The organism is Janthinobacterium sp. SUN033, assembly GCF_030397595.1.
Lineage (GTDB): Bacteria > Pseudomonadota > Gammaproteobacteria > Burkholderiales > Burkholderiaceae_D > Janthinobacterium > Janthinobacterium kumbetense.
In genome coordinates this window covers 196,329-209,712 of record NZ_JAPQNV010000005.1, presented here as the reverse complement: position 1 = coordinate 209,712, position 13,384 = coordinate 196,329, and the positions used below count along the sequence as shown (strand labels likewise).

At 60.1% G+C, this 13,384-nt stretch carries 10 protein-coding genes and 1 tRNA gene; 8 read left to right on the top strand and 3 right to left on the bottom strand.

Translation table 11 applies throughout. The annotated features are described in order from the left end of the window. Positions 1–162 precede the first annotated feature (162 nt). Positions 163–2,169: an acetate--CoA ligase gene (gene acs / locus OX460_RS21555; protein ID WP_099665277.1), complete on the bottom strand. Its 2,007-nt coding sequence runs from the start codon at positions 2,167–2,169 to the stop codon at positions 163–165. A gap of 308 nt (positions 2,170–2,477) precedes the next feature. On the opposite strand from acs, the gene OX460_RS21550 reads away from it, so the two are divergent. From OX460_RS21550 to OX460_RS21530, 5 genes are all read left to right on the top strand, one after another. Beyond that, a complete protein-coding gene (locus OX460_RS21550; RefSeq protein WP_077400355.1) occupies positions 2,478–3,092 on the top strand; it encodes a YqhA family protein in 615 nt (204 codons plus the stop codon). Positions 3,093–3,273: 181 nt separating this feature from the next. Continuing rightward, positions 3,274–4,815 carry a fumarate hydratase gene (locus OX460_RS21545; RefSeq protein ID WP_099665278.1) on the top strand — a complete coding sequence of 514 codons (1,542 nt, stop codon included), beginning with the start codon at positions 3,274–3,276 and terminating at the stop codon, positions 4,813–4,815. Positions 4,816–4,881: 66 nt separating this feature from the next. Next, positions 4,882–5,727, top strand: coding sequence for a glutamate racemase (gene murI / locus OX460_RS21540; RefSeq protein ID WP_289899874.1), 846 nt, complete (start codon positions 4,882–4,884; stop codon positions 5,725–5,727). A 142-nt stretch (positions 5,728–5,869) separates the two neighbouring features. Continuing rightward, a tRNA-His gene (locus OX460_RS21535) sits at positions 5,870–5,945 on the top strand. A 180-nt stretch (positions 5,946–6,125) separates the two neighbouring features. After that, the gene (locus OX460_RS21530; protein ID WP_289899873.1) at positions 6,126–7,484 is read left to right on the top strand and encodes a family 43 glycosylhydrolase; all 1,359 of its coding nucleotides are present in this window, start codon (positions 6,126–6,128) and stop codon (positions 7,482–7,484) included. Positions 7,485–7,529: 45 nt separating this feature from the next. On the opposite strand, the gene OX460_RS21525 is transcribed toward OX460_RS21530, so the two are convergent. Both OX460_RS21525 and OX460_RS21520 read right to left on the bottom strand, forming a co-directional pair. Then, positions 7,530–8,330 carry a hypothetical protein gene (locus OX460_RS21525; protein ID WP_289899872.1) on the bottom strand — a complete coding sequence of 267 codons (801 nt, stop codon included), beginning with the start codon at positions 8,328–8,330 and terminating at the stop codon, positions 7,530–7,532. 5 nt (positions 8,331–8,335) lie between these two features. Continuing rightward, positions 8,336–8,782 carry a response regulator gene (locus OX460_RS21520; protein WP_161789566.1) on the bottom strand — a complete coding sequence of 149 codons (447 nt, stop codon included), beginning with the start codon at positions 8,780–8,782 and terminating at the stop codon, positions 8,336–8,338. Positions 8,783–9,071: 289 nt separating this feature from the next. On the opposite strand from OX460_RS21520, the gene OX460_RS21515 reads away from it, so the two are divergent. From OX460_RS21515 to OX460_RS21505, 3 genes are all read left to right on the top strand, one after another. Continuing rightward, a complete protein-coding gene (locus tag OX460_RS21515; RefSeq protein WP_289899871.1) occupies positions 9,072–11,177 on the top strand; it encodes a TonB-dependent siderophore receptor in 2,106 nt (701 codons plus the stop codon). Between the two features lie 327 nt (positions 11,178–11,504). After that, positions 11,505–12,164 carry a PEP-CTERM sorting domain-containing protein gene (locus OX460_RS21510; protein ID WP_099665284.1) on the top strand — a complete coding sequence of 220 codons (660 nt, stop codon included), beginning with the start codon at positions 11,505–11,507 and terminating at the stop codon, positions 12,162–12,164. A 256-nt stretch (positions 12,165–12,420) separates the two neighbouring features. Then, positions 12,421–12,870 carry a hypothetical protein gene (locus tag OX460_RS21505; RefSeq protein WP_035825219.1) on the top strand — a complete coding sequence of 150 codons (450 nt, stop codon included), beginning with the start codon at positions 12,421–12,423 and terminating at the stop codon, positions 12,868–12,870. Positions 12,871–13,384: the final 514 nt, after the last annotated feature.

The following is a 13,384-nucleotide window of genomic DNA, read 5'->3' as shown; positions in this document are numbered from 1 at the left end:
TCGCATTGCGTACTATTTCTCGCTTGTCGCGAAGCCGCAGATTATAGCAAAGATTCTACGGACTGCCAAAGTTATTTACCATGGGGTAAAAGTTAAAGCACACAACGACAAGCCGCGGCCCAATACAGGCCATGGTCGGCCCCCGCAGGGACCGACCTTTCATTACGACGCTTCCTTCAACTGCTCCAGGATGGCCGGGTTTTCCAGGGTCGACACGTCTTGCGTGATCGTTTCGCCCTTGGCCAGCACGCGCAGCAGGCGGCGCATGATTTTGCCGGAGCGGGTTTTTGGCAGGTTGTCGCCGAAACGGATTTCCTTCGGCTTCGCGATCGGGCCGATTTCCTTGCCGACCCAGTTGCGCAGCTCCAGGGCCAGCTTCTTCGCTTCCTCGCCTGTCGGACGCGCTTGCTTGAGCACGACGAAGGCGCAGATCGATTCGCCCGTCGTGTCGTCCGGACGGCCTACCACGGCCGCTTCGGCCACCAGCGGGTTTGCCACCAGGGCCGATTCGATTTCCATCGTGCCCATGCGGTGGCCCGACACGTTCAGCACGTCATCGATGCGGCCCGTGATGGTGAAGTAGCCCGTGTCCTTGTTGCGGATGGCGCCGTCGCCTGCCAGGTACATCTTGCCGCCCAGTTCTTCCGGGAAATAGCTGGACTTGAAACGCTCGGGGTTGTTCCAGATCGTGCGGATCATCGATGGCCATGGGCGCTTGACCACCAGGATGCCGCCCTGGCCGTTCGGCACGTCCTGGCCCGCTTCGTCGACGATGGCGGCCATGATGCCCGGCAATGGCAGGGTGCAGGAACCGGGGACCATCGGCGTCGCGCCCGGCAACGGGGTGATCATGTGGCCACCCGTTTCCGTTTGCCAGAAGGTATCGACGATCGGGCATTTCTCGCCGCCGATATGCTTGTAGTACCACATCCACGCTTCCGGATTGATCGGCTCGCCGACCGTGCCCAGCAAACGCAGGCTCGTCAGGTCGTAGTTGCCTGGATGAACTTTCGGGTCCACGTCGGCCGCCTTGATCAGCGAACGGATGGCCGTTGGCGCCGTGTAGAAGATGCTGACGTTGTGTTTCTTGATGGTTTCCCAGAAACGGCCCGCATTCGGGTAGGTCGGGATGCCTTCGAACACCACTTGCGTGGCACCCACGGCCATCGGGCCATACGCGATGTAGCTGTGGCCCGTCACCCAGCCGATGTCGGCCGTGCACCAGAAGACGTCGTCAGGCTTGATGTCGAAACTCCACTTCATCGTCAGCGCGGCCCACAGCAGGTAGCCGCCGCTCGAATGCTGCACGCCCTTCGGCGTGCCCGTCGAGCCGGACGTATACAAGATGAACAATGGATGCTCGGCATCGACCCATTCCGGTTCGCATTGCGCGCTCTGGCCTGCGACCAGGTCGTGCAGCCACGTGTCGCGGCCCGCCACCATCGGCAAGTCGCTGCCCGTGCGTTTATACACGATGACGTTTTTCACGGTATCGCAGCCGCCCAGCGCCAGCGCTTCGTCGACGATGGATTTCAATGGCAGCTTCTTGCCGCCGCGCAATTGCTCGTCACCCGTGATGACGGCCACGGCGCCCGCGTCGATGATGCGTTCCTGCAAGGATTTCGCGGAAAAGCCGCCGAACACGACGGAGTGGGTGGCGCCGATGCGCGCGCAGGCTTGCATGGCGGCAACCCCTTCGACGGACATCGACATATAGATGATGACGCGGTCGCCCTTGGCGATACCCTTGGATTTCAGGCCGTTGGCGAACTTGCAGACTTTTTCGTGCAGTTCTTTATAGGTAGCCTTGGTAACGGTGCCGTCGTCCGCTTCGAAGATGATAGCCGTCTTGTCGCCCAGGCCATTTTCGATATTGCGGTCCAGGCAGTTGTACGACACGTTCAGCTGGCCGTCTTCGAACCATTTGTAGAACGGGGCATTGTCTTCGTTCAGGGTGCGGGTGAACGGCTTTTTCCAGCTCAGGTTTTCGCGCGCCAGCCTGGCCCAGAAGCCTTCGTAATCGGTTTCCGCCTCTTTCACCATGGCCTGGTACGCGGCCATGCCGGAAATGGTGGCTTGTGCGGCAAAGGCCGCCGATGGTTCAAATACGCGCGACTCTTCTGGTCCTTGCTGCTGCGTGCCCTGTCCTTGGTTTTCTGTAGCGGCCATGCTTGTCTCCAGTGTAGTAATTGTTTGCTAACACGATAAGCGCCCTGTCTTACGGACGCCTTACATTGCGCATTTTCTGCAGCGTTTTCCTCTGTCAAGGCTAACCATAAGCGCCTTCGGCGATGGGCGTCAAGGGGACGCCGTACAGTATTTTCACTGGGAAAATGCCTGGCGCGCCGAAGCTTCAATACCACTTTGTGTTTCATCAAACCCAATAATACAGAGCAAGGCCATGCGCAGTAATCGACAGCAAGTGTAAAATGTCGGGCATGCCAAAAATTGGTATTTACTCCCCCAGGAACCCCTACATGATCGACCACCTACCACCGTCTGCCAAACATACCAAGCTGCATCCATTGTCCGCCTTCATCTTCATGTCGCGCTGGCTGCAGTTGCCGCTGTACCTGGGCCTGATCCTCGCACAATGCGTGTATGTCTTCCATTTCTGGGTGGAATTATCCGACCTGATCGGCGCCGTGTTCGGCAATGATGCAGCCCTGCAGCACGTACTGACGGCCGTCGCCGTGCCCGGCAGCGCCCTGCCGACCAAGCTGAACGAAGCGACCATCATGCTGGTGGTATTAGGCCTGATCGACGTGGTCATGATTTCGAACCTGTTGATCATGGTCATTATTGGCGGCTACGAAACCTTCGTTTCGCGCATGCACCTCGATGACCACCCAGACCAGCCGGAATGGTTGTCGCATGTAAATGCTTCCGTGCTGAAGACGAAATTGGCGATGGCCATCATCGGCATCTCGTCCATCCACCTGCTGAAGACTTTCATCAATGCCAACTCCTACAAGATGGAAGTGATCATCGCGCAGACGGTGATCCACATGGTCTTCATCATTTCCGCCATGGCGATCGCGTACACCGACCGCATCATGACGGTGACACAGAACCAGGCACGACCGCATTAAGGAGCATCCATAAAAAAGTCCAGGGCGTTGTTGCCTTGCCTCGCCGTACATTCGTACTGCCTTCGGCAAGGCGCCTAGCCCTGAACATTTTTCTGGCGCTCCCGTACTAATTAGCAAGCAGCACCAGGCATCAAGTAACTAGCATCAAAGTCTTACCCTTCTTATCTACCGCGAGAACACCATGACTGTCATAAAGCAAGAAGACCTGATCGAATCCGTCGCCGCAGCGTTGCAGTACATTAGCTACTACCACCCTGCTGATTACATCGAACACCTGGCGCGCGCCTATGCGGCCGAGCAAAGCCCGGCGGCAAAAGATGCGATCGCGCAAATCCTGACCAACTCGCGCATGTGCGCGGAAGGCAAGCGTCCGATTTGCCAGGACACGGGTATCGTCAACGTCTTCCTGAAAATCGGCATGGGTGTGCGCTTCGAAGGTTTCAGCGGCACGGTTACCGACGCCGTCAACGAAGGCGTGCGCCGCGCGTACAACTTCGACGACAACAAGCTGCGCGCCTCCATCGTGGCCGACCCGCATTTCGACCGCAAGAACACCAAGGACAACACGCCAGCCGTCGTGCACATGGAATTGGTTGAAGGCAATACCGTCGACGTGAAAGTGGCTGCCAAGGGCGGCGGTTCGGAAAACAAGTCGAAAATGATCATGATGAACCCGTCCGACTCGCTGGTGGACTGGGTCATGAAGACCGTGCCGACCATGGGCGCCGGCTGGTGCCCGCCTGGCATGCTGGGCATCGGCATCGGCGGCACGGCCGAAAAAGCCATGCTGATGGCAAAAGAGGTGTTGATGGAAGACATCGACATGTTTGAGCTGAAACAACGCGGCCCGCAAAATAAACTGGAAGAATTGCGTATCGAGCTGTGCGACAAGATCAACTCGCTGGGCATCGGCGCGCAGGGCCTGGGCGGCCTGACGACCGTGCTCGACGTCAAGATCATGATGCACCCGACGCATGCCGCGTCGAAGCCCGTCGCCATGATCCCGAACTGCGCCGCCACGCGCCACGGCCACTTCGTGCTGGACGGCTCGGGCCCTGCCTACATGGAACCGCCATCGCTGTCGTCGTGGCCGGAAGTGCACTGGACGCCGGACACGGAAAAATCCAAGCGCGTCGACCTGAACACCCTGACGAAGGAAGAAGTCGCTTCGTGGACGCCGGGCCAGACCTTGCTGTTGAACGGCAAGATGCTGACGGGCCGCGACGCCGCGCACAAGCGCATCCAGGACATGCTGGCCAAGGGCGAAGAGCTGCCGGTCGACTTCAAGAACCGCGTAATTTACTACGTCGGCCCGGTCGATCCGGTACGCGACGAAGTGGTCGGCCCGGCCGGCCCGACGACCGCCACGCGCATGGACAAGTTCACCGACATGATGCTGGAACAGACGGGCTTGATCGCCATGATCGGCAAGGCCGAACGCGGTCCGGTCGCCATCGAATCGATCCAGAAACACCAGTCGGCCTACCTGATGGCCGTGGGCGGTTCCGCCTACCTGGTGTCGAAAGCCATCAAGGGCGCGAAAGTGCTGGGCTTTGCCGACATGGGCATGGAAGCCATCTACGAATTCGACGTCGTCGACATGCCGGTGACGGTGGCCGTGGACTCGAAAGGCACCTCCGTGCACAACACGGGCCCGAAAGAGTGGCAGGCAAAGATCGAGCAACTCAATAGCGTCAGCAAGATTCCCGTGACGGTCGCTTAAACAAGCACTACCATTAACGCCGCGCGGCAACACAGCGCGGCGTTTTTTTATCTTCTTCGGCTTTATATGACTTCTATTGCAAGCAATGCCCGCCCGGACGCCCCCATCGGCATTTTTGACTCCGGCGTGGGCGGCCTGTCGGTACTGCGCCATATCCGCGCGCAGCTGCCGCAGGAAGACCTGATTTACTTTGCCGACTCCGGCTATGCCCCGTATGGCGACAAGACGGAACAGCAAGTGATCGACCGTTCGCTGGCGATCACCGCCTTTTTATTGCAGCAAGGCGCGAAGGCGCTGGTCGTGGCCTGCAACACGGCCACCATCGCCGCCATCAAGGCCTTGCGCACGCGCTACCCCGACCTGCCCATCGTCGGCGTCGAACCGGGCTTGAAACCGGCGGCAGGCATCAGCCGCAACGGCAAGATCGCCGTGCTGGCCACGGAACGCGCCTTGCGCGGCGACAAACTGCTGGCCTTGCGCGAGCAGGTGAGCGCCGCCACGGGCGCCACGTTCATCTTGCAGCCCTGCATCGGCCTGGCCGACCGCATCGAGCAATGCGAACTGGGCACCGATCCGCTGGACGCCACCAGCGCCATGCTGGAACGCTACATCGCCCCCATGCTGGAACAAGGCGTCGACACCTTGGTGCTGGGCTGCACGCACTACCTGTTCGTGCAGGAAGCCATCGAACGCACGGTACGCGCCCATACGCAGGAACAGATCACCCTGGTGGACACGGGCGACGCCGTGGCACGCCAGCTGGCCCGCCTGCTCGATGCGGCAAGCTTGCGCCGCATCAACAACGACGCGCCACGGCTGCAAGGCTACACGACGGCCAAGGTCGAGTCCCTGGCGAAAGCCTTCGCCGGTTTGCTGGACTTGCACCCGCCCGTCGAACACCTGTCCGTGTGAGCTGGGTGAGCAAAAGCGACCGTTTTCATGCAATCTTTCGATTCTTTAAAAAAGACTGCATTTAGATTTGCCACTTTGCCGAGTTCTTTGTATAATTCGGCACCTGTTCAGCAAAACAGCTAAACAGGTAAGTAAGACAGTGGTGGCTGTAGCTCAGTTGGTAGAGTCCAGGATTGTGATTCCTGTTGTCGTGGGTTCGAGCCCCATCAGCCACCCCACAGAATAAAGAAGAGCCCGGTTTTCGAACCGGGCTTTTTCTATTCCGGCGCCGCTTTCTGCCTTCACCGATATCGGCCCCGGTATCGCTTCCTGCAAAAAATTCATTAGTGCAAATTCGACCATCGCCCTACTCTGGCGTGCGGCCTGGACCGCCCCATAAAAACAGTACGGAGACAACGATGAAGCAAATCCTGGCAGCACTCTGCCTGATGTTCTGCGCCCATGCGCAGGCGATCACCCTGACGGGCGTGCCGAACGCGCACGACCCCGGTACCCTGGCAAAAGACGGCGACACGTATTTCAATTTCACCACGGGCGACGGCATCTGGTATTCCACCTCGACGGACCTGCTGAAATGGTCGGCCGGCCCTGCGCCCGTGTTCAGCACGCCGCCGGCCTGGATCGCCAATAAAATCCCCAACTTCAGCGGCTCGTACTGGGCGCCGGACGTGATCCACATGAATGGCTACTATTATCTGTATTACTCGGTGTCCACCTTCGGTACCTCCGTGTCGGCCATCGGCGTGGCCCGCTCGGCTTCGTTGAAAAACCCCAGCTGGACGGACCTGGGCATCGTCGTGCAATCGTATGGGGGCGGAGGAGAAATCAATGCCATCGACCCGGCCCTGTTCCGCGACTACGACGGCAAGGTCTATATGTCCTACGGCTCGTTTTTCGGCGGCATCGGCGTGACGGAAATCAACCAGGCGACAGGCAAGACGAGCGGCAACGTCACCACCATCCTCGGTGGCGGCGGCAAGGATATCGAAGCGCCCTACATCACGCGCGACGGCGAGTATTACTATCTGTTCGTCAACCGCGGCAAATGCTGCCAGGGCGCCGCCAGCACATACTATGTAGAAGTGCAGCGCGCCAGCAGCGTCACGGGGCCGTACAGCGGCACGCGCACGGTGCTGCCCAACCTTGACGGCAAATACAAGGGACCGGGCCATATCGGCGTGCTCAAGCAGGATGGCTGCAACTACACCTCGGTCCACTACTACGACGTCAACGACAATGGCGCGGCCAAGCTCGACATATTAAAGATGACGTACGGCGATGGCTGGCCCAGCCTGACGCGCAATTTTACGGTCGCCAGCTGCGGCGGCATCTCGGACGGCCCCACGGTGCTGCACTCGCGCCTGAGCGGCAAGGCGCTGGCCGTGGCCGGCGCCGGCACGGCGAATGGCGCGCTGGTGCAGCAGCAAACTTATACGGGAGCAAAACACCAGCAATGGTATGTGGTGGGGCATGGCGACGGGTACTATAGCCTGATCAATGCGAACAGCCTGCTGGGCCTGGACGACTACAACAACTCGACCACGGCGGGCACGAATATCGCCCAATGGAGCTACTGGGGCGGACTGGGCCAGCAATGGCGCTTCGCCAGCCCCGCGTCCGGCTACCAGACAATTACCAACCGCTACAGCAACCTGACCCTGGACGTCCTGAACCTGAGCACGTTGGAAAACGCGCAAATCATCCAGTGGAACCTGACCAATGCGAATAATCAGCAGTGGTCGCTGAGCCGGCCCTAACAGACGAACAGTATCCCGGCGGCATGCCACTGCCGGGGCGTCCTCTCAGCGGGCGGGGAGCAGGCCCAGCAAAAACTCGCGCGCCCGCGCCGCACTTGGCGAGCGCGACGAAGGATGCTGGATGCGGTAGCAATCCCTGTGGTGCAGCGGGAACTGCCACAATTGCGCATTCGGTATGCCATCCTCGACGTAATCGCAGCCCAGCGCCTTGCCCTGCGCATCGCGGGCCAGCGGAAAGAAATCGCGCCGATGTCCGGCCGTGGCGCTGCCGTTGGCAAAGATGATGATCTCGGGCTGAAAGAAAGCGATTTGTACATCCAGCAGCAGTTTGGAGTACTTCTTGATGACCTCAAAATGCCGACATTTGACGGGACTACCTTTATTCCACGCCATGCACAGCAGATTGGCATAGATCAAGCCATCGCTGCCGGAACGCCGGGCCACCGCGCGCGTGAAATTATGAAAGGCACGGCCCTTGATATCCGCGCGTGACAATTGCTGCGCAAAATAAGCCTGATGCACGGCCATCGACCGCTCAACATAGTACTCCAGCGAACTAAAACGCTCCCCTACCGGCAACACATTCCATTGCCGCGTTTCGCAGCCCACGATCATGATGCGCTGCCGGGCGCCAAGCCAGTTGGGCGGCACGCTGGGAAGGAAGAGGCCAGAAAGCTTTTCCGCATCGGCATGCGGCGCATGGCGGTCCAGCAAGGCCGTATCAAAATCGGCCAGTACGCCCAGATAGCGGCTGGCCAGGTCGGTGCTTGCAGCTTGCTGCGGGGAATGCATGGTCATTGCGTGCCTGTATCCGGATGCCCGGGGATGGGCCGCAAACCATAGCACACATTTCAGCCCGCCAGCACCGACTGCACCGTCGTCGCCAGGTCGTCCAGGCGCACGGGTTTGACGAGGAAGTGGCGGAAGCCCACGGCCAGCGCGTCGTCCATGTACATGGGCAGGCTGTGGCCGGTGACGGCGATCAGCACGGCGTTGGCCGTTTCGGGGTTGTGGTGCAGGCGGCGGCCGATTTCGATGCCGCTGATGCCGGGCATTTCGATGTCGAGGTAGACGGCGTCGGGCACGCACAGCTTGACTTGCTCGACGGCCATCTGCCAGTTGCGCACCACCACCGCGTGGTGGCCCAGCGCTTCGAGCAGCATGGCCAGCGATTCGCCCACTTCCTGGTTGTCGTCGACCACCAGCAGATTGAGTTTGCGCGCAGCACTTGCCGGCTGGTCGCCCTGGCGGCGTTCCACGGGGGGATTGCCTGGTGTCGTTTCAGTTGTCTGGCTCATTGTACGTTCACGTCTGACGGCTGCAAAAACGGGAGTATACAAGAAGCGCGCACAATGCCGCCGCACCCGAGCACTGGTGCCAAGCGGCAATCAAGGCCGCCCGCTGTACCGCGCCAGCAACACTTCCCCACCCTGCGGGCAGGCATACCGCCACTACGCAATATTCGCAATTGACGGATAAAATGAGAATCATTATCATTCTTATCCCCTTGCGCAGGATGCCCACGCCACGATGTTGTCGCGCCGCCCAAAATGCCCGCGCAACCATTGTCCCTACGGAGATCCATGCATGGCTGCCACACTTTCCCCACTGCCTTTTTCGCTGCGCCCGTGCGCGCTGGCCATCGCCCTCGCCTGCCTGGGTACGTCCCTTGCCGCGCAGGCACAGAACGCCAATACGCCCGATAACGCCGGTCCCATCCTGGAATCCATCCAGGTCAGCAGCAACCTGCTGGGCACGAGCATGGCCGCCAGCACGAAGAATTTCGCGGGCGCCCGCACGGTGGTGCAAAAGGATGACATCGAAAACTCGGGCGCGACCAGCCTCAGCGACGTGATGCGCCGCATTCCCGGCGTGCAGATCAGCGACAACTCGGGCAGCGCCGGCAGCGCCATTTCCCTGAATATCGGCGTGCGCGGCCTGGCTGGACGCTATTCGCCGCGCAGCACGGTCTTGCTCGACGGCATTCCGATGTCGGTGGCACCGTATGGCCAGCCGCAACTGTCGTTCGCACCCGTCAGCCTGGCCAATGTGGAAACGGTCGACGTGGTGCGCGGCGGCGGCGCCGTGCGCTTCGGCCCGCAAAACGTGGGCGGCATCATCAACTTCAAGACGCGCCGCGTGCCCACCACGCCAGGCATCACGGGCGACGCCACCGTACGCTACAACTCGTACAGCGAAGTGGGGCATAACACCCAGGCCAGCGTGTTTGCCGGCACCCAGCTCGACAGCGGCCTGGGCCTGGCCGTGCTGTATTCCGGCATCCGCGGCAGCGACTGGCGCGTGGGCAGCGATGAAAAGGTCAACGACTTCGCCCTCAAATTCCGCTACGACCTGAGCCCGACGGCCGAGGTGTACGGCAAGCTGTCCTACTATGACGTGACGTCGCGCACGCCGGGCGGCCTGACTGCCGCGCAATACAAGCAGGACCCGTTCCAGAACACGCGCCCCACCGACTTCTGGAGCGGCGAGCGCAAGGCCTTCGACATCGGCTACCTGAATGCCATTTCCGGCACGCAAGAATTCGAGGTGCGCGCCTATTACAACAAGAGCTCGCGCGAAAGCACGCTGATCAGCGGAAAAAACCTGGGGCATCAGCCGCGCAACTATGAAACGACGGCCATCGAACCGCGCTACACGCAGCGCTTCACGACCGGCAAGGTGTCGCAGGACGTCACCGTCGGCTACCGCTATCTGGTCGAACGGGCCGATGAAAGCATCTACAACGTCGTCATCGCCAGCGGCGTGCAGCAGGCGCCGACGCGCTTCGCCGACAACTCCACCGATGCGCAAGCCGTGTATATCGACGACAAGATCGCCATCGACGCCTGGCGCATCACGCCGGGCGTACGCTACGAGCACATCAAGACGGTGCGCTTCAACCACTTGCCGACCGACCAAAAGATCGAGTTGCTCAACAACAAAGCCCTGCCCTCGCTGAACGTGGCCTACTTGCTCAACAACAACGTCACCCTGTTCGGCAACTACAACAGCTCGTTTGGCGCCGTGCAAAATACGCAGCTCAATGCACAGTCGAGCAAGAACCCGCTGCAGCCGGAACTGGCGAAAACCGCCGAGCTGGGCGCGCGCTGGAAGAGCGGCCAGCTATCTGCCGAAGCGACCTTGTTCAACATCAAGTTCGACAACCAGATCCAGTCCGTCGGCAGCGGCGAGAACGTCGTCTTCTACAACGTGGGCGCCACGCATCACCGGGGCCTGGAATCGGCCGTCGACTACCACTTCGACCAATCCGGCCCGCTGGCCGGCTTGAACGCCTACGCCACCTACACCTATACCAAGGCCACCTTGCAGGATGGCGTGAACGCGGGCAATGACGTGCCCTTCTATTCGCGCACTACGGACACCGTCGGCGCCCACTACCAGCTGGGCGCCTGGGGCTTCGACCTGTCGAGCAGCCACCAGAGCCGCCAGTTCTCCGACGAGGCCAACACCGTGGCGGAAAACCTGGCCGGCAGCGTGGGCGTCATTCCCGGCTTCCGCACGTGGAACACGCAAGTGAAATGGAAAGTACCGGGCCAGAACGGCCTGGAACTGGTTGCTGGCGTCAACAACCTCGCCGACAAGCGCTATTTCACGCGCACCTCGGACGGTAACCTGGGCAAGCTGGTGGGCGCGCCGCGCATGGTTTACCTGCAAGGACGGCTGGCGTTCTAGTCCCGCGCACGTCGCGGCTATGGCATCAATAGCCGGACCCGCACGCGGGCGGCACGCAAAAAACCTGCATCGTTGTTGTTTCGATGCAGGTTTTTTTACGTCCCGATGTCACAAAAATACTCCGGGGCAAGCAGCCTCAGGGCCGCGCTCACCCTGCGGCAGCACTGCAATTGGTTCACCATGGAAATTAATGCAATTTTGAACATGAATGATTTCACAATTACAAATATTTTTATCGTGCAGCAGTTTTTTTCGTGAGTTTTAGTGATATTCTTTAAATGTCATTTAGGAAATGAAATTAACTTTTAAATAATAGAACGGACCCACATGAAAATGCCTGCTACCCTCTTCAAGATTGCCGCGCTGGCCTCCCTGATCACTGCCGGCGGCGCCAACGCCGCGACCGAACTGGTCGTCAACGGCAGCTTCGAAAGCAACGCCATCACCACCCCATTCGCACAATTGAGCGCCGTGACGGGCTGGACCTCATCCGTCAGCGGCAATACGGCCTTTGAAATCCAGAAGGGCGCCACGCAAGGCGGCCAGAGCGGCTTCAACCCCGTCGCTGCCGCCGGCACGCAATACCTGGAACTCAACGCCGAGCGCCTGACGTCCGTGTCGCAATCGCTCGCCACCACGGCCGGCGGCACGTATGCGCTGTCGTTTGCCTACTCGGGCCGCCCGAATACGCCAGGCGGAGCAAGCAGCCTGATGAACGTCTACTGGGGTTCGACCCTGCTGACGCCAACGGCCCTGGTCGGCAATACCACCGGCGTGTGGCAAACCTACAGCCAGAACGTGACCGCGCTCGGTTCGTCCACCTTGCTGCGCTTCGAATCGATCGGCCCGGCCTCCGCGCCAACCTATGGTTCCTACCTGGACAACGTCTCGGTGACGACGGCCGTGCCGGAACCGGAAAGCTACGCGATGATGCTGCTGGGCCTGGGCTTGCTGGGTTTCATGGCACGCCGCAAGACTGCCGCCTGAGTCTGAAGTCGTCGTGCAACAGCCGCTCCGCCATCAGGCCGGGCGGCTTTTTTTATGGCCCAAACGGAAGCATAATTCCCAGGAAATGTTGCCAAAAAGAATTAAATTGACGCTACAATAGCGGGGTATCAAGCAATGCCAAGCATCGCTCCGCCAGGGCCACTACCCCGCCCTGATCATCAGCACGCATTTTTTGAACAGGATGACTGGCGCTGCCGGGCCCGATCGCGCTCCCGGCACGGCCACCACACGCACCATGTCTGCAGAAAAAACCATTACCGAAACGAGTTCCTACGGCAAGGAAACGCCCGTGGGACGTCCCGACATCGATGGCCGCGCCGGCATTTTCGTGCCCACGGCGGAATTTGACATCGACAACACCACCACCATCCGCAAGGGCGCGGGCATTGTCGGCTTCGGCAACCTCGATGGCACCCTGACCGTGTATTTCGAAGCGAACCGCTTCGACGAAAGCAATCTGCACAAGTGGGAACACAAGGCGCGCAAGGCATATGACCGCATGGTCATGGGCGCGCCCACGGTGTCGAAGGCGAAAATCGATGCGCGCATGCTGGAACAGGTGGGCATCATCGATGGCATGGGCATCAATCTCAAGCATCCGGAACGCCTGACGCACTGGCTGGCGATCTCGAACGTGCCGGACACGGCGCCGGAAGAGCCTGTAGTGCGCTGGAAAAACCGCTAAGTAATCCTCAGGAAATTATTGTGAATTTATGACGAACAGAACCGGATGCTATGCAAGGCGCCCGCTGCGACGCAGTGCGAGCACTGCTAGCAGTGGGCAACACCGCAGAGCGCCGGTTATGGAAGTCAGAAATCGGAATAATTGATTGGGGGTTACTCAGGCGGCCGGAGAGCGAGACGGGGCGCCAGGGACGAGGTGTTGTCCTACATCGTGGCGGACATTCATCCGATGCCCTAAGGCACCGAGTCATCCTATGATGAAAGCCTGACCACACCTCACACTACTCAGGAGTACGACATGTCCCGCCTCATCCCGATCAGCTTTGGCGCCTTGCAAATAGGTCTGGCAGCGGCGGCGATGTACATCCTGTGCTCGGCGGACGTGCTGCACCAGAGTTCCGTGTATTTCCACTGAGTTCATATTACGTCACAACTCTCACCAAATTGTAGCGAGCGGCAGTGAGTCGTGGGGGAGAAGCGCAGCTGTACTTTAGTACAGCGAGCATCGCAGCCCG